The organism is Candidatus Francisella endociliophora, from assembly GCF_000764555.1.
Taxonomy (GTDB): domain Bacteria; phylum Pseudomonadota; class Gammaproteobacteria; order Francisellales; family Francisellaceae; genus Francisella; species Francisella endociliophora.
This window is the reverse complement of sequence record NZ_CP009574.1, coordinates 1,462,273-1,478,407: the sequence shown is the minus strand read 5'-3', so window position 1 is coordinate 1,478,407 and position 16,135 is coordinate 1,462,273. Positions and strand designations below refer to the sequence as shown.

Genomic DNA, 16,135 nt, shown 5'->3' with positions numbered 1-16,135 from the left:
ATTTTTTCAAGAAATTAACTCTTATATACTCAATTTACAAACGCTAAAGACTATTATAGAATTTATGCGTTACTTAATTTATAGGAGTAAACCTAAAATGAAAAAGTTAAAACTTATTTCAACAAGCATTATTGCTATCTCAGCTTTAACTAGTTGTTCAAACAATGCCAGTCTATCTAATGATTTAAATAATACTGGAGATTCAATAGTTAGATTTGTAAATGGTACATTCTCGGCTGAAATATACAACACAAGTGTACAAAGCGTTTACAATGCCACACTACTTACACTTAACAACAATGGTATCTATACGATAAGCAACAATACAGAGAATGATAAATCTGCTGAAATAAATGGTACATATACTGTTGATAAGAACTTCTTTAATGATTCTGGTAAAGAAAAATTCAATATCCAAATAATAAACAAACAAGAAGGTACCGTAGGTATATTTATCAAACTAGGTAAACTAGGCGATAAACAAGCTTCTGTTGACTTACTTGCAACAATCAGAAGCAACTTAGGTATGTAAATTATTAACAATGTTAAAACAAATTCCTAGAGTATTATCAATACAGTCTCACGTTGCTTATGGATATGCCGGTAATAAAGCTGCCGTATTTCCCATGCAAAAACTTGGCATTGAAGTTTCTCCCATATATACAGTACAATTGTCAAATCATACTCAGTATGATTATTTTAATGGTTCTTTTTTTAACTCTCAGGATATACAAAATGTCATTGATGGCTTGATTACTAATGGTTTTCTAGCAAAGCACAATGCAATTTTATCAGGATATATTGGTAATCTAGAAATAGCTAAAGTAATTGCAAACACAGTAAAAGAGTTAAAAAAAAGCAATCATCGCAGTATCTACTGCTGTGATCCAGTTTTTGGCGATAAATATGATGATGACGATCTTGGACACATATTCGCATCTAAAGACCATCCAAATATATTTCTTAAACATCTTTTACCTCTAGCTGATATTATTACACCTAATTTATTTGAACTTAGTATTTTAAGTGATACAAAAATTAATAGTTATAATGATATAGCCAAAGCCTGTTACAAGCTTATTGAGAAAACCGGTAACAAAGATCAAATAATAATCGTTACCAGTGTATCTTTTGAAAAAAATAAAACTGGTATCGCCATATATCGCAGAGGAAACTTTTCTCATATAGAATCACAAAAATATAAAGTACAACCTAAAGTTAGTGGTTCTGGTGATATTACCGCAGCAATGTTTTTAAGCTATATACTTAAAGGTAAAAGCCTAGATGATACTTTAAAGGCAGTTACTATCTGTTTAGATGGCATTTTTAAAACAACTCATGAGTTAAATACAGATGAGCTAGCACTTATCCAAGCACAGGAATACATAATATAATGGATCGCTATAGCAAAATCACAGATGTTCATAAGTATAAAAGAGAGATTGTGTTACTAAAAAGCCGTCCATGTGCCTATGGCAAATGTACATTCTGTGACTACATATTAGATAACTCAAAAGACATTGACGAAATAAACGCTATAAATTTTGAAGTTCTAAAAAAAATTACTGGTGAGTTCGGTATATTAGAGATCATTAATTCGGGGAATATATTCGAACTTCCACAAGCAACCAAAAACCGTATCAAAGAAGTAGTTAAAGAAAAAAACATCCAATTGCTCTTTGTTGAAGCACACTGGATGTACAAAGATCATTTGCATAAAATCAAAGATCTTTTTGAGACAGAAATATTCATCAAAACAGGATTAGAGAGTTTTGATACGAATTTTAGAGAAAAAGTTCTTAACAAAGGCTTCTATCATGATTCACCGGATCAGCTGTCTCAACTTTTTGATTCAGTATGTCTATTAATTGGGGTGCAGGGACAAACAAAAGAGATTATCAAAAACGATATTGAAATAGCTAAAAAATATTTCAATCATACAACCTTAAACTTATATGTAAATAACTCCACATCAATTAAAGCAGATGAAAACTTAAAAAAATGGTTTCTAAAAGAGTACAAAGATCTTTTCGATAATCTTCAATTTGAAATACTAGTAGATAATACCGATTTTGGTGTTGGTGACTAGAAACCTCTTTAAGTATCTAAATAGCAACTAACCTGTTAAAATAATCTATATATGATAAATTTATAACCCAAATCCCTAGGGGGAATACTTGAAATACACACTTAAAGAAATATCTGAAAAGATTCAAGCAAAAACAATCAATAAATTAAATGAAGAAATCACAGTTACTGGGCTAAACTACGCAGAATTCGCTAAAGAAAATGACCTAACTTTAATAGACAAAGCAGAACACATTAGATTCTGGAAAGATTCAAAAGCTTGTGCTGCAATAGTTAGTAAAAAAATTAGCGAAGAAGTAGCTCAAATAAATAATAAACCGATAATCGTAGTTGAAAATGCTGACCTGGCAATGGCAAAAGTATTAGAAATGTTTGCAATACCTTATCCAGAGCAAAATGGTATTCACGAAAAAGCTGTGATAGATCCGACTGCAAAAATAGGTAAAAATGTCTCTATTGGTCCTGGAGCCTATATTGGTAAAAATGTTGAAATTGGCGATAACACAATTATATATGCTAATGTCTGTATTTATAATGATACAACTATCGGTACTAATTGCATCATATGGCCAAGTGTTACTATTAGAGACAGAACCGTAATAGGACATTTCTGTAGACTATATTCAAATTGTTCGATTGGAACAGACGGCTTTGGCTACAGACCATCAGAAGATGGTAAAAGTATCGTAAGAATTCCCCATATTGGCAATGTTGTAATAGGTAGCTTTGTTGATATTGGCTCAAACACTTGTATCGATAACGCTAAATATGGTTCAACAATTATTGGCGACTATACCAAGATAGATAATTTAGTCCAGATTGGACATAATGTCATTATTGGTAAAGGTTGTATGATATGTGGTCAAGCTGGTATCAGTGGCTCTGTAAATATTGGTGATGGTGTAATTATTGCTGGTAATGCTGGAGTGAAAGACCATGTTAATATAGGTAGTGGAGCTCGTGTTGGTGGTAAAGCAGGAGTCATGCACGATATTCCAGCTGGAGAGAGCCATATGGGATATCCAGCGGTAGAAGGTCGTCAGCTAGCTAAACAATGGGCTGCTGTAAGGCATTTACCTGAGACAATGAAAAAACTCAAAGCTTTAGCAAAAAGCTTAAACATAGATCTATAGAGTTTATACCAATTCCAATATAAGTTAATACAATTATCACAAAAGAATTTATGTCTAATTTAAGTTTTTAATATACAGGTAATAGCAATAGCTATTGGCAAATATTAAAGGGTTAAAATAGGCATGAAACACAAAGTGAGAAAGTATGAGCTTGTATTAGGATTGGTATTATCCAATAGTTAGGCAAATAACTGTGATTACAATAATTGAAAATTTAAATACTGTTTTTGCATAGACTCTATCTTCATCTTGCACGTATGACCTAGCAGACTTATATAGCCAAAAAATCGCTATTAACATACATATAACAAATGATATCAAATCGGCTGTACCTAACATTGTTGGTAAAGCACAAGATATTACAAATAAAACTAAATATACGAGCATTATTTTCTTTGTATATGCTACACCTTTTACTAAAGGCAACATAGGAAGCTTAACTTTCTTATAGTCATCCATATATAACATAGCTATAGCAAATGAATGAGGTATCTGCCAAAAGAACAAAATTAGAAATAATCCAAGAGCATTATAATCCAGATGATTAACAACTGCTGTATACCCAGCTACTGGAGGGATAGCCCCTGAGATACCACCCAACACTGTAGCATGGATTGTAATGCGTTTTGATACTGTATAAATACCCACATATACAATAAAGCCAATTATAATAATCCATAAGGTCAAAAGATTAACAAGATAATACAAAACAGCGCAGCTAAGTATCAACAATACTGAGCCATAAATAGTTGCCTGTATTACAGAGATATCTCCTGTGACTAAAGGACGTTTCTGGGTACGTGCCATTTTGCTATCAATATCTTTATCATAGATATTATTAAATACACACCCAGATGCAATCATCAATGCAACACCAAGCATTACATAAAAAAATAAAGGTAAATACTCAAACCCTATCTCTCGATGAGTAGCCAATAAAAAGCCGCCTGTAAGAGTAATTAGATTACCAAAAATAATTCCTGGCTTAGCCAGTTGAAGATATTTTTTAAAAGACATAATAAGAAAAATATTAAAAGAATTACATCATCATTGTATATAGATCAAACATGATCCATATAGTACCAGCAACCACAATCAAAACTACAATAATAGCAAATACTGCACTTATTAAGTTCCAACGTGCCTCTGAATCTGTACTCAAATGTAAGAAATAAATTAACTGTACAAAAAGTTGTACTATTGCTAATACTGCTACTGTTACACATAAAGCAACTGGAGATAATAATTTAAATCCAACCAATATAAACGCTATAGTAGTAATAACTACTGATAAAACGAAACCTTGGATATAGCTTTTATGAGTACCGTATGCAGCACCTGTATCTTTATCATATAAACCAGCCATATTATACCGCTCCTAATAAGTAAACTATTGAGAATACAAATATCCATACGATATCTAAGAAATGCCAGAACAAGCCTAGATAAGTAAGCTTTGTTTTAGCCATCGGAGTCATACCATGCTTCTTAAGCTGTAATATCATACTCACAATCCAGATAAGACCCATAGATACGTGTAAACCATGAGTTCCTACAAGTGTAAAGAATGATGACAAAAATGCACTTGAAGCCCAAGTATGGCCTTCCATCGCTAACTCATAAAATTCATGCACTTCCATGATTATGAATCCTAATCCCAAGAAGAAAGTGACCCATAAAAATTTGATTACATGGTTTATATTGTCAGAATTACGGTTAAGCATAGCTAAACCAAACGTGAAACTACTTACTAAAAGAAGCATAGTTTCAACAAATACGTATGGCAGGCTAAAAAGCTCTTGAGCTCCTGGACCACCAAAAGTGTGCTTATGAAATACTGCAAACACTGCAAATAGTGTTGCAAAAAGCACACAGTCACTCATGATGTATATCCAAAAACCAAATACGTTTTTAGAACCATCAAAGTGATGTTCGTGATGATGATTATCTGCAGTTACTGTACTCATGCGTGTAACTCCCCTTTCTCATTATATTTACTATCAACTTCTTTAACTTCATCAGCTTTGACATAGTAGTCAATATCATAGTCAAATGATCTATATAGAACTGTACCAATTATACCCACAACGCCTACGATAGCTAACCACCATATATGCCATACAGCAGCAAAACCAAATACAAAGCTGAATGCACCGATTACGACACCAACAGCAGTATTTCTTGGCATATGAATATCTTCATATTTCTTAGGTGCATCTATAGGAGTATTATCAACATCTAGACCTTTTTGCTTATGATCCCAATATCCATCACGTTCTTCAACAACAGGATCGTGAGAGAAGTTATAGAAAGGAACTGGAGATGGTATGCCCCACTCTAGAGTACGTCCATATCCCCAAGCATCAGCACCAACACGGTTTTGATCTCTTTGTTTAATACTTACAATAATTTGTAATACTTGAAAGAAGATACCTAAACCAATAATTAACGCACCAACCCAAGCTAAAACTAGTAGCGATTGGTAACCTGTAGATGCATCATAGTGATATAGTCTTCTTGTCATACCCATCATACCTAAAATATATAAAGGCATAAATGCTACAAAGAAACCTATAAACCAACACCAGAATGAATATTTACCTAAACGCTCATTTAGTTTAAATCCAAATATTTTCGGGAACCAAAAAGTAAGACCAGCAAACGCACCGAACACAACACCACCAATAATTACATTATGGAAGTGAGCAATTAGGAATACACTGTTATGCATCTGGAAGTCAACACCTGGAACAGATAATAATACACCTGTCATACCACCGACAGAGAAAACTATCATAAAGCCAACTAACCACATCATAGGAGTTGAGAATGTGATACGACCCTTGTACATAGTAAATAACCAGTTAAAGATCTTAACACCTGTTGGAATCGCGATAATCATCGTCATAATTCCAAAGAAAGCATTCACATTTGCACTTGCTCCCATTGTGAAGAAGTGATGTAGCCATACTGCAAAAGATAATACAGTAATCGCTACACTTGCCCAAACCATAGTCGCGTAACCAAATAATGGCTTTTTCGAGAATGTTGCAGCAACTTCAGAATACACACCAAACATAGGTAATACAAGAATATATACCTCTGGGTGTCCCCATATCCAAATAAGGTTCACATACATCATTTGATCACCACCACCAGAGACAGTGAAGAAATGAGTACCGAAATATCTATCTAAAGTTAATAATGCTAAAGTTACTGTCAATACAGGGAACGCTGCGATCACAAGAACAACAGAACATAAAGAAGCCCAAGTAAAGATAGGCATCTTCATTAGAGTCATACCCTTACAACGCATCTTAATAATAGTTACGAAGAAGTTAATACCAGTCATTAGTGAACCAATACCTGATATTTGTAGACCCCATATATAATAGTCTGTCCCTACAGTTGGGCTATATGCCGTCTCAGAGAATGGCGGATAAGCCAACCAACCAGCGTGAGCAAAATCACCAACTAATAGTGAAATATTTATAAGCATAGCACCAACTACAAACAACCAAAAACTCAACGAGTTCATGTATGGGAATGCAACATCACGCGCACCAATTTGTAGAGGAATTACCCAGTTCATTAGGGCAAAGATCAATGGCATCGCAACGAAGAAAATCATGATCACACCATGAGCTGTAAAGATCTGGTCAAAATGCTCAGGAATTAGATAACCTGTGCTACTACCAGATGCTAATGCTTGCTGAGTTCTCATCATTGCAGCATCAACAAACCCACGGAACATCATAACTAACGCAACGATAGTATACATTGTTCCTATTTTCTTATGGTCGATAGTAGTAAACCACTCACTCCATAAGTATCCCCATTTTTTAAAGTATGTAATACCACCAACTAGTGCCACACCTGCAACTACAATACCAATAAACATGCCCAGAATAATTAACTGTTGGCTTACTGGTTCATATAGGTATGGAAACACCAAATGTGGATTACTTAGTTTTCCAATCAATGCTTCTAGCATATTTGTCTCCTATTTATACAACTACTACTTATTACTAATGATGCATATGCATGCCAGACATACCTTCAGCCATATCGCCTGGCTTATAGTTTGGCATCATATATGACATCACGATATCACCAAATAAGTTCTTATCCACATGAGAATAGTATGCTACTGGATTGTTTTCAGAATCTTTTACAAGATCGCTCCAGAAGTAATCCCATGTTAAGTCTTGATGTTTACCATCTTTAACTTCTTTAACCCAATTATCAAAATCATTTTGACTAGTTACTTTTGTATAGAATTGCATTCCAGCAAAACCTTCACCAGTATAGTTAGCAGAGAAACCGCGATACTTACCTTCATTTGTAGCAATCAAATGAAGTTGTGTAGTCATACCAGTCATTGCATAAATCTGACCCGCCAACTCAGGAATAAAGAACGAGTTCATAGGCGCTGCTGAAGTGATCTTAAAGTTAACAGGACGATCTTTTGGAATCTCAATATAGTTAACTGTAGCAATGTCTTGCTCTGGGTAGATAAACATCCACTTCCAATTTAACGCAACCACATCTATCTCAAGAGGCTTCTTATCAGATTCTAAAGCTTTATATGGGCTTAATGAGTGAGTAGTCTTCCAAGTAACAATTGCTAAAACTAGAATTATTACAAATGGAACACCCCAACAGATTATCTCTAGCTTGTTACTATGACTCCAAGTTGGACGATACTCAGAATCCGCACCATCGCGATACTTCCAAGCAAACAACAAAGTCAAGATTATAACTGGGATAACAACAAAAAGCATAAGCACTGTTGCAAATATCAACAAGTGCTTTTCTTGTGCTGTAATAACTCCCATCGGATTCCAAACACCACCTTTACAACCTGATAAAGATAGTAACCCGATAATACTAGATAATATTAGTAAGTATTTTTTCCAGTTCATTGTGAATACATTCCCTTAATTTAAATTAAAATACAGCGCTTTTTCAAGCGTATACTTCACCAAACTAGTACATTATATAGTACAACTCAAAAAAAAAAAACCGCGGTGAGAGAATATATGATATTTAATTACGCAAGTACATTCGTTATACTCTTGCTTACTTTATTAAGATTAATCAAACAATGTACAATAAAGAATTTAAAACCACTGTTAATATATCACTAATATATAGCTTTAGAATGATTGGGTTATTTATAATATTTCCAATATTTAGCTTATATATAAATCACCTACAATATGCCACACCTTTCCTAATAGGCTTAGCTTTAGGAGTCTATGGCTTAAGTCAAGCAATGCTACAGATAGTCCTTAGCATACTTTCTGATAAGTTTGGACGCAAACCTATAATCTTAATAGGATTAATATTTTTTATAATTGGTAGCATAATTGCAGCATGCTCAACAACAATCTATGGAATAATTATAGGAAGAGCTATCCAGGGTTCCGGAGCTGTTGGAAGCACCCTAACAGCACTAGTAGCTGACTCAACAAAAGAGGAGAACCGTCTCAAAGCGATGTCTCTAATCGGCATGTCTATTGGCTTCTCATTTTTAGTAGCAATGATGATTAGCTCAATATTAAATAGCATTGTTGGACTATCAGGAATATTTTGGATTACAGCTGCTTTTGGTTGTATAAGTATCTTTATATTATCAAAAGTCCCAACACCAAAAACACCGAGCTTCCACCATGAAGCAAAACCAGTATTTACATTAATTAAGAATGTAATAACTCACAAAGAACTTCTTAAGCTTAACTACGGAATTTTTTGTTTACATGCTTCTTTAACAGCCCTATTCATAGTTATACCACCAATCCTTACAAACATCTTAGACATTCCCGCAGACTATCAATGGTTAATATACCTTCCTGTATTAATTATTTCTTTTGCAATGATGTTCCCATTCGTAATGATCGCCGAAGTCCAACGCAAGATGAAAAAGTTTTTTACAGTTGCTGTTGCCCTACTAGGAGCTTGCCTTGCATTATTAGTAATAAGCTATACTCACACACTAATCTTATGCGTAATACTTACCCTGTTTTTTGCTGCCTTTACATTTCTAGAGTCATGCCTACCATCATGGGTATCGAAAATAGCCCCTATAGGTAGTAAAGGAACTGCTATGGGCGTTTTCTCAAGCTGCCAATTTTTTGGTATATTTATTGGTGGCATGGTAGGAGGTATCACTTACCATCATTTTGGAATTGCCGGAGTTTTAATATTCTGCACAATACTAGCAGTTTCATGGCTAATAGTTACCATCATGATGGCTGAACCAACTTATTTAAACTCAAAAGTATGTAAAATTGACACTCTTGACTACACTTTTGAAGAAAAGCTAAAAAATATATTACATGCTGAAGATGGGGTATACGAATTTACCATTTGCTTAGAAGAAAAAGCAATATATATAAAGATTGATAGAAAAGAATTTGATGAAGAAAGTTTACTTAAAAAAATAGATCTTATCCAATCATAATATCACACTACCAACCTTTTCTCTTTCACAAAACTCGCCCGCCCTTTGACCGCCTAGGATAGACAAAATCTATACTAGTTCGGTATAAAGATACTATACCATTTCAGTATACTGAAAACCTTATAAACAAAGGCTTTCAGCAAAATTTATTTTTTTGTTTTTATGATTTATTGTGCTACAATTTGAGTTGTGTAATGATAAGGTTAGACGAAAGTAATCGTGCCTGAAATTAGCCTGCTTTTTTCTTCCTTAACTTTTTTAAAAAATCAACAACGTTTAGTTACTCGATAATATAATAAGGAGAAGCAATATGTTACCAACGCTTTTGTCTGTTGACTTAGCAAGATGGCAGTTTGGTCTAACAGCATTATTTCACTTTTTATTTGTTCCGCTAACTTTAGGTCTAACGTGGATTGTTTTCACAATGGAGCTAATGTATGTAAGAACAGGTAAACAAGTATATAAAGATATGGTGAAATTTTGGGGTAAGTTACTTGGAATAAACTTCGCTCTAGGAATTATCACTGGTTTAACCATGGAGTTTGAATTTGGTACTAACTGGTCATACTACTCTCAATCAGTAGGTGATATCTTTGGTACACCTCTAGCTATTGAAGGTTTAGCAGCATTTATGCTTGAATCTACTTTTGCTGGTTTATTTTTCTTTGGTTGGGATAAATTATCTAAGAAACAACATTTACTTTCTTCATTCTGTATGGCTATAGGATCAAGCTTTTCAGCTCTACTTATCCTTGTTGCAAATGGATACATGCAACACCCAGTAGGTTCTGAGTTTGTGGCTTCCACTATGAGAATGGAAACAGTTAGTTTATTAGATGTATTCTTAAACCATACAGCTCAAACAAACTTTGGTCACGTGATGACTGCAGGATATACTACAGCAGCAATGTTTGTAGTTGGTATCAGTGCCTTCTATTTAATTAAAGGCCGTGATACTGCTTTTGCTAAAAGATCTATAGGTATCGGCCTAGGTTTTGGATTAGTAACTTGTTTAGTTGCAATTATCTTCGGTGATGCTAACGGTGTAGACGTATTTAAAGTACAACCTTTAAAAATGGCTGCAATCGAAGCAGAGTGGGATACCTCAGAAGCACCTGCTGCATTTAATGCAATAGCATTCCCTAACCAAGAAGAGCAAGAGAATAATTTTGATGTTCCTGTTCCCGCAGTTCTTGGTCTAATTGCTACTCACTCTACTGATACAGAGATACCTGGGGTTAAAGCAATCCTATATGGTAAGGCAGATGCTAACGGCACTAGAGACCCTAATTACGCATACTATAGAAATATTCAAACAGGTATGACGGCCGATGTTTCTCCAGAAATTGCTGCTGCTAACCCAGACGTATATGAAAAAGTGCCTTCTGCTCTAGTTATGATCAAAGATGGTGGTCTTGCTTATGCTGATCTTCTAAAATGGAGAGAAGCTGGAAACACTGGCGAAACTCCTGATAGCAGTTATGCTAACTACAATAACCCTGCTTATCAAAAATACATGGGCTTCGGTAAGATGTTAGTATTAGCGGCTCAAGAAAAATATGGTTCCGCTGATTCTGCAAGTATCACTAAAGCAGCTAATGACCCTGAACTTGTTAAAGCAGTAGCTACAAACATGGTTCCTGATGTACCAAGCGTGTTCTGGACTTTCAGAATCATGGTATTCATTGGCTTCTTTATGTTTACATTGATAGTAGTAGGATTAATCCTACTAGCTAAAAATGCTCTTACTAGTAATGCATTTGGTAGATTTATCCTAAGAGTAATGACTTGGACAATACCTTTACCATATATTGCATGTCTTGCTGGTTGGTACGTAACTGAACATGGTCGTCAACCTTGGACAGTTTACAATGAACTTCCTACAAATATTAGTTCATCAGCTCTAACTGCTTTTGATGTTGGTACGTCTATGGCTATCTTCTGCCTAATAGATGCTGCATTATTTGCTGTGATGGTGTTCTTAATGTTTAAATATGCAAGACTTGGACCTAGCTCATTAGGTACTGGTAAATATCATTTTGAACAAAATAAAAAAGATAAATAAGGAGAGATAAATGTTATTAGATGTTTTACAAATTATCTCTTGGCTAGTAGTAGGTGTACTAATATTTTTAGTAGCTGCCACTGTTGGTTTTGACTTTGGTGTAGGTATTCTTGCTAAGTTTGTTGGTAAAGATGACTACGAAAAAAGAGCTATCATAAATACTGTAGGTCCTACATGGGATGGCTCTCAAGTTTGGTTCATCACAGCCGGTGGTGCTATCTTTGCTATTTGGCCACAGGTTTATGCAACTAGCTTCTCTGGTTTGTATATAGCGATTTTAGTTGTGTTATGGGGACTTTTCTTAAGACCACCTGCTTTTGAATACAGAAAGAAAATTGATAATCAAAAATGGCGCAACTTCTGGGATTGGATGCTTGTATTAGGTAGTGTTATTCCTATAGTTGTTATGGGGGTTGCAGTTGGTAATCTATACTTAGGCTTCCCTATCTCTTATGATGATACAGCTAGACTTATCTATGGTACTGTGACAAATGGACAATATCAGTCTATGTGGATCACTCTAATTCACCTATTAACTCCATTTGCATTACTGTTTGGTATTTTTGCATTAAACATGTCTCTAATGCACGGTTCCGCTTATGCTAAGCTTAGAACTGAAGGAGTTTTAAGAGATAGATTTAGAAAAATTACAAATGTAACAGCTATGATATACATACTACTATTTGTAGTGGCTGCTATTTGGATAGCATTTATACCAGGCTACCAGTATACTGTTGATGCTAGCCTAGCGCATAACTCAGATGCTTTACATCATGCATTTACTGCAGGTGCTGTAACATCTGACTACTCTTGGTACTACAACTTCACACAAGTGCAAACTATTTGGATGTGGTTTGCTCCAGTCTTAGCCGTAGTTGGCGCAATACTTGTAATCAAGTTTAACAGCCAAGATAAAGATGGTGCTGCGTTCTTAGCTAGCATGGCTTCTTTATTAGGTGCTGTTTTAACAGTAGGTTTTGCATTATTCCCATTCATCATGGTGTCTAATGTTGGTGATTTCCAGTATAGTTTGACAGTATTCAACGCAAGCAGTAGCCAAACTTCACTGATTGGTATATTATGTGCAGCAGTTATCATTCTTCCAATCATATTTACTTATACATTCTTTGTGTATAAAAAAATGTGGGCAAATGGTCGTAGAACATCTGCTGCAGAAGTTAAAGCTAACTCATTAGAGATGTACTAAAAAGGAGTTTTATATGTATTATTTAGCATGGTTTGTTTCAGCAAGTCTAGCAGTTACAGTTGCTTGTTTCGTAGCTAGTAAAATTGATAAAAAAGAAGATTAATCTTCAACCTCTGATCTTTCTATTTATTTTTCTAAATACCAATTCTTCCAAATTTATAAATAAAGCTTCAAAATTAAATCTTTTTGTAAGAGAATTGAACTCTATTCCTTTTATATGTATCAGAATTGTATGCTTAAAGCTTATAGAATATCTTTAGCCTTTAGTGGACTAATTGTACTAACCGGACTAATGTCCATAGACTTCATTAGCCCTTCTCTACCATATATTAAAAATGATTTTGATACATCTCAAGCAATACTAAAAAACAGCGTTCTAATCTATATGCTTATACTAGGCATCTTTCAGTTACCATATGGCTTTTTAAGCGATAGATATGGTCGTAAAAAGCTTATACTAATATCTTTAAGTATAACTATCTTAGGTGTGTTAATCTCAGCATTTGCACAAGGAATCATATCTTTTTATGTAGGAAGAATAATCACTGCGATTGGTAGTGCTGGCTGTCCTGTGATAAGCAGATCAATAGTAGCAGATATTTCACACAATCCTAAAAGATTAAAAAAATCATTCTCACTATATGCTTTAGCTAGCCAAATCTCTCCATGTATTGCTCCAGTATTAGGTGCATTTATACAATCAGTTAGTTCTTGGAGATTCTCTTTAGTCACTTTGATGTTAATAAATGTTGTAGTTTTTTTACTTATTTTTATTGCAATGCCAGAAACATCTCGAAATCAAAAATACAAAATAGATTATAAAAGTACTCTAAGAAAATACATCTTCTTTTTCAAAGATAAGTATTTTTTCATAATGAGCTTATTATCTGCCCTGTTCTACACATACTCAATAGGCTTTTATAATATGCTTCCATTTGTGCTACATAACCAAGGAGTGCCCGTAATAACAAACGGATACATTAATAGTATATATGCGATAAGCTTAGCAACTGGTGCCTTTTCACTCCAACGCATATTCTATAAATACTCGTCTGAAAAATCTTTTAGCCTGATATTAAAACTTTACCTGCTTCACTTTGTTATTTTCATTCTAGTATTTAACTTTTATCAAAACACCTTAGCAATAATCTTCTTTGGAGCTGGCACAGCCCTTTTATGTGGGATAATAGCCCCATTAACATTATCAATGTGCATGCAAGGCTTCAAGAGTGATAAGGGAATTGCAAGTGCTGTTCAAAGCTCTATCAAAATGTTTTTCACAGGTGTTGGGTTAATAACATTCTCATATATACATCTTACAAATATGATTCAGATAGCATTTATATTTATATTACTTGGAACTTTAGCTATTGTACTCTGGATATTAGCTAAAAAATCTATGCCAATAAATAATTGATCACCTAAATATCAAGTAGCATAAATTAGTCAATTCTATATAAGCTATGCTAATAAGCACTATCAAAATCATAGATTTTTATTTAGATAATTTTAAAAGCATAATAGGGACACAATTTTAAAGGTAACCTTGATTTTTAAAATGAAAGTGTTTCGAGCTTGTATATTATTCGACTATAACGAATATCAAATTGATCTCAAGAAATTACCAGATAATATAAAAGGTAGATAATGTGAGGAATATCTTCAAAGGAGTAATTTCATATATTCTACTAACGTCTAGTTTTGAGTATTTATATGCAACAGAAAAAACATCTACCACACTGAGTGACTCTATAACTCAGTTACAGCTACAAATAAAAGATCTACAAACAGAAATTAATGGCTTAAAAAACCAAAACAACGACAACCCACAAAAAGACTCCTCCTTTTCCACATACTCATCAAAAGTGTTAGCAAAATCTAACAATAAGGAAAATACTTTTAACCCTTATTTAACAAAAAATAGTATTACTACAGATACAACAACTTATAGTATTAAAGATTTAGAAGAACCGTATGAAGGTGTTTTTAATACAAAAAATGGAATAAATGTTGAAGATGCACCCGTTATAACAAGTGAAGGTCATGCAACATTCATTGGTTCTTATTCTGGTAATAATAGCATCCCTATTGGACAAATACCGACTAACTTATTCGCAAGCACAATTCTCGGTCAAAGAAATAAATTTGATAACTATGAAATATTTTTCGGTGGTCTCATAACACTAAACGCTCAGACTTGGTTTGGAGATAACCTTAAAAGAGTAAACTTTGAGAATGAACATATCTCTAACTTCTCTGCCAATGGTGAAAATATCTATCTAATGGATGCAGCTCTTCATGTTCTAGCAAACATTGGGGAGTATGTTACTGCTTCATATGATATTAGCTCAGGAGAAGAGGAAGAATTTTCTTTAAATAATGCCTTTGTTATTTTTGGTAATACAACAGTCTCACCTTTTTTTGTTACAGTAGGACGTAGCCAACTTAGCGTATCAACATTTAATGGAGGCGGCCCATCAACAGCTAGTATTGCTGATTATCTAAGAGTTGGAAAAGCAACAAATATATCTCTAAACTACAAGACTCAAGCCTTAAACTTAAGTTTAGCAGCTTTTACTAATGATGATAAAAAAGCAGATTTCTCTGCTGGATTATTCTATGCAGACTCTCTGACTAAGGATATAACTCTTGGCTTTAATACTGGATATGTATACGACTTAAATGGTGCTGAAAATGAAAATATCTCATTAATAGCTCCAGAAAAAACGATTGGTGTTTATAATATTGATAGCACAATTGCTTATAGTTTAGGAGAAGGAATATTTCAATTCAATACAGGTTGGGCAACATCAACAAAACCATTCGATTTTAACGCTACTGGAAGCGACGTGTACACTGGAGCATGGTATGCAACTGCTAATTATAGCTTAATGCTTCGAGGAAAAAGCACAAACTTTGGAGTCTCTTATGGACAAACATATAATGCATCTGCTATCCCTATGCTTATAGCTGGGAATCCGATTCAGGATGGGTTATCTAAATATGGTATTCAAAAACAACTTATTTTTTCGGCTCAAAGAGCTTTCTTTGATGAAGATGTCATATTTGGACCAGAATGGGCTTACCAAAAATTTTATGATGGAAGTATTATGAACACCTTAAGTTTAGAAGTTTCTATATATTTATAAAACTGCTTGTTTTATATGGAACAAATT

15 protein-coding genes are annotated in these 16,135 nt (G+C 34.0%); 10 read left to right on the top strand and 5 right to left on the bottom strand.

Annotation, left to right across the window (positions count from 1 at the left end; all coding sequences use genetic code 11):
* The first annotated feature begins 97 nt into the window (after positions 1-97).
* The 4 genes from QI37_RS07235 to lpxD all read left to right on the top strand — a co-directional run bounded on the left by QI37_RS07235 (position 98) and on the right by lpxD (position 3,221).
* Positions 98-532, top strand: a complete 435-nt coding sequence (locus tag QI37_RS07235; protein WP_040010014.1) for a DUF3568 family protein — start codon at positions 98-100, stop codon at positions 530-532.
* A gap of 10 nt (positions 533-542) precedes the next feature.
* A complete protein-coding gene (gene pdxY, locus QI37_RS07230; RefSeq protein WP_040010012.1) occupies positions 543-1,394 on the top strand; it encodes a pyridoxal kinase in 852 nt (283 codons plus the stop codon).
* A complete protein-coding gene (locus QI37_RS07225) occupies positions 1,394-2,089 on the top strand; it encodes a radical SAM protein (RefSeq protein WP_040010011.1) in 696 nt (231 codons plus the stop codon). The genes pdxY and QI37_RS07225 overlap by 1 nt, the downstream gene beginning before the upstream one ends.
* Positions 2,090-2,177: 88 nt before the next feature.
* Positions 2,178-3,221, top strand: coding sequence for a UDP-3-O-(3-hydroxymyristoyl)glucosamine N-acyltransferase (lpxD, locus tag QI37_RS07220; protein WP_040010009.1), 1,044 nt, complete (start codon positions 2,178-2,180; stop codon positions 3,219-3,221).
* A gap of 168 nt (positions 3,222-3,389) precedes the next feature.
* Here the strand turns inward: lpxD and cyoE are convergent, their stop codons facing one another.
* Genes cyoE through cyoA form a run of 5 tightly spaced genes read right to left on the bottom strand, consistent with a single transcriptional unit; the run spans position 3,390 to position 8,146 of the window.
* Entirely contained in the window at positions 3,390-4,238 is an 849-nt protein-coding gene (gene cyoE / locus QI37_RS07215) for a heme o synthase (RefSeq protein WP_040010008.1), read from the bottom strand.
* Between the two features lie 22 nt (positions 4,239-4,260).
* The gene (cyoD, locus tag QI37_RS07210; RefSeq protein ID WP_040010007.1) at positions 4,261-4,587 is read right to left on the bottom strand and encodes a cytochrome o ubiquinol oxidase subunit IV; all 327 of its coding nucleotides are present in this window, start codon (positions 4,585-4,587) and stop codon (positions 4,261-4,263) included.
* Position 4,588: 1 nt separating this feature from the next.
* Entirely contained in the window at positions 4,589-5,188 is a 600-nt protein-coding gene (cyoC, locus tag QI37_RS07205; protein WP_040010006.1) for a cytochrome o ubiquinol oxidase subunit III, read from the bottom strand.
* The gene (gene cyoB, locus QI37_RS07200) at positions 5,185-7,215 is read right to left on the bottom strand and encodes a cytochrome o ubiquinol oxidase subunit I (protein ID WP_040010004.1); all 2,031 of its coding nucleotides are present in this window, start codon (positions 7,213-7,215) and stop codon (positions 5,185-5,187) included. Before cyoB ends, cyoC begins: the two co-directional genes overlap by 4 nt.
* Before the next feature lie 34 nt (positions 7,216-7,249).
* On the bottom strand, positions 7,250-8,146 hold the full coding sequence (gene cyoA / locus QI37_RS07195) for a ubiquinol oxidase subunit II (protein WP_040010003.1): 897 nt from the start codon (positions 8,144-8,146) through the stop codon (positions 7,250-7,252).
* 182 nt (positions 8,147-8,328) lie between these two features.
* On the opposite strand from cyoA, the gene QI37_RS07190 reads away from it, so the two are divergent.
* The 6 genes from QI37_RS07190 (at position 8,329) to QI37_RS07170 (ending at position 16,108) form a co-directional block, all read left to right on the top strand.
* Positions 8,329-9,687, top strand: coding sequence for an MFS transporter (locus QI37_RS07190; RefSeq protein ID WP_040010002.1), 1,359 nt, complete (start codon positions 8,329-8,331; stop codon positions 9,685-9,687).
* Between the two features lie 310 nt (positions 9,688-9,997).
* On the top strand, positions 9,998-11,752 hold the full coding sequence (locus QI37_RS07185; protein ID WP_040010001.1) for a cytochrome ubiquinol oxidase subunit I: 1,755 nt from the start codon (positions 9,998-10,000) through the stop codon (positions 11,750-11,752).
* 10 nt (positions 11,753-11,762) lie between these two features.
* Positions 11,763-12,959, top strand: a complete 1,197-nt coding sequence (gene cydB / locus QI37_RS07180) for a cytochrome d ubiquinol oxidase subunit II (protein ID WP_040010000.1) — start codon at positions 11,763-11,765, stop codon at positions 12,957-12,959.
* Between the two features lie 13 nt (positions 12,960-12,972).
* Positions 12,973-13,062, top strand: coding sequence for a cytochrome bd oxidase small subunit, CydX/CbdX family (locus QI37_RS10135; RefSeq protein ID WP_081946995.1), 90 nt, complete (start codon positions 12,973-12,975; stop codon positions 13,060-13,062).
* Between the two features lie 129 nt (positions 13,063-13,191).
* Complete coding sequence (locus QI37_RS07175) at positions 13,192-14,376, top strand: MFS transporter (protein ID WP_040010750.1); 1,185 nt, start codon at positions 13,192-13,194, stop codon at positions 14,374-14,376.
* A 232-nt stretch (positions 14,377-14,608) separates the two neighbouring features.
* Complete coding sequence (locus QI37_RS07170; protein ID WP_235261372.1) at positions 14,609-16,108, top strand: DUF3573 domain-containing protein; 1,500 nt, start codon at positions 14,609-14,611, stop codon at positions 16,106-16,108.
* The last annotated feature ends 27 nt before the right edge of the window (positions 16,109-16,135 follow it).

Excerpts from the sequence above, each read along its gene's own strand:
- QI37_RS07235 (WP_040010014.1), top strand. The coding sequence starts at position 98 with ATGAAAAAGTTAAAACTTATTTCAACAAGCATTATTGCTATCTCAGCT.
- pdxY (WP_040010012.1), top strand. The coding sequence starts at position 543 with ATGTTAAAACAAATTCCTAGAGTATTATCAATACAGTCTCACGTTGCT.
- QI37_RS07225 (WP_040010011.1), top strand. The coding sequence starts at position 1,394 with ATGGATCGCTATAGCAAAATCACAGATGTTCATAAGTATAAAAGAGAG.
- cyoE (WP_040010008.1), bottom strand. The coding sequence starts at position 4,238 with ATGTCTTTTAAAAAATATCTTCAACTGGCTAAGCCAGGAATTATTTTT.
- cyoD (WP_040010007.1), bottom strand. The coding sequence starts at position 4,587 with ATGGCTGGTTTATATGATAAAGATACAGGTGCTGCATACGGTACTCAT.
- cyoC (WP_040010006.1), bottom strand. The coding sequence starts at position 5,188 with ATGAGTACAGTAACTGCAGATAATCATCATCACGAACATCACTTTGAT.
- cyoB (WP_040010004.1), bottom strand. The coding sequence starts at position 7,215 with ATGCTAGAAGCATTGATTGGAAAACTAAGTAATCCACATTTGGTGTTT.
- cyoA (WP_040010003.1), bottom strand. The coding sequence starts at position 8,146 with ATGAACTGGAAAAAATACTTACTAATATTATCTAGTATTATCGGGTTA.
- QI37_RS07190 (WP_040010002.1), top strand. The coding sequence starts at position 8,329 with ATGTACAATAAAGAATTTAAAACCACTGTTAATATATCACTAATATAT.
- QI37_RS07185 (WP_040010001.1), top strand. The coding sequence starts at position 9,998 with ATGTTACCAACGCTTTTGTCTGTTGACTTAGCAAGATGGCAGTTTGGT.
- cydB (WP_040010000.1), top strand. The coding sequence starts at position 11,763 with ATGTTATTAGATGTTTTACAAATTATCTCTTGGCTAGTAGTAGGTGTA.
- QI37_RS10135 (WP_081946995.1), top strand. The coding sequence starts at position 12,973 with ATGTATTATTTAGCATGGTTTGTTTCAGCAAGTCTAGCAGTTACAGTT.
- QI37_RS07175 (WP_040010750.1), top strand. The coding sequence starts at position 13,192 with ATGCTTAAAGCTTATAGAATATCTTTAGCCTTTAGTGGACTAATTGTA.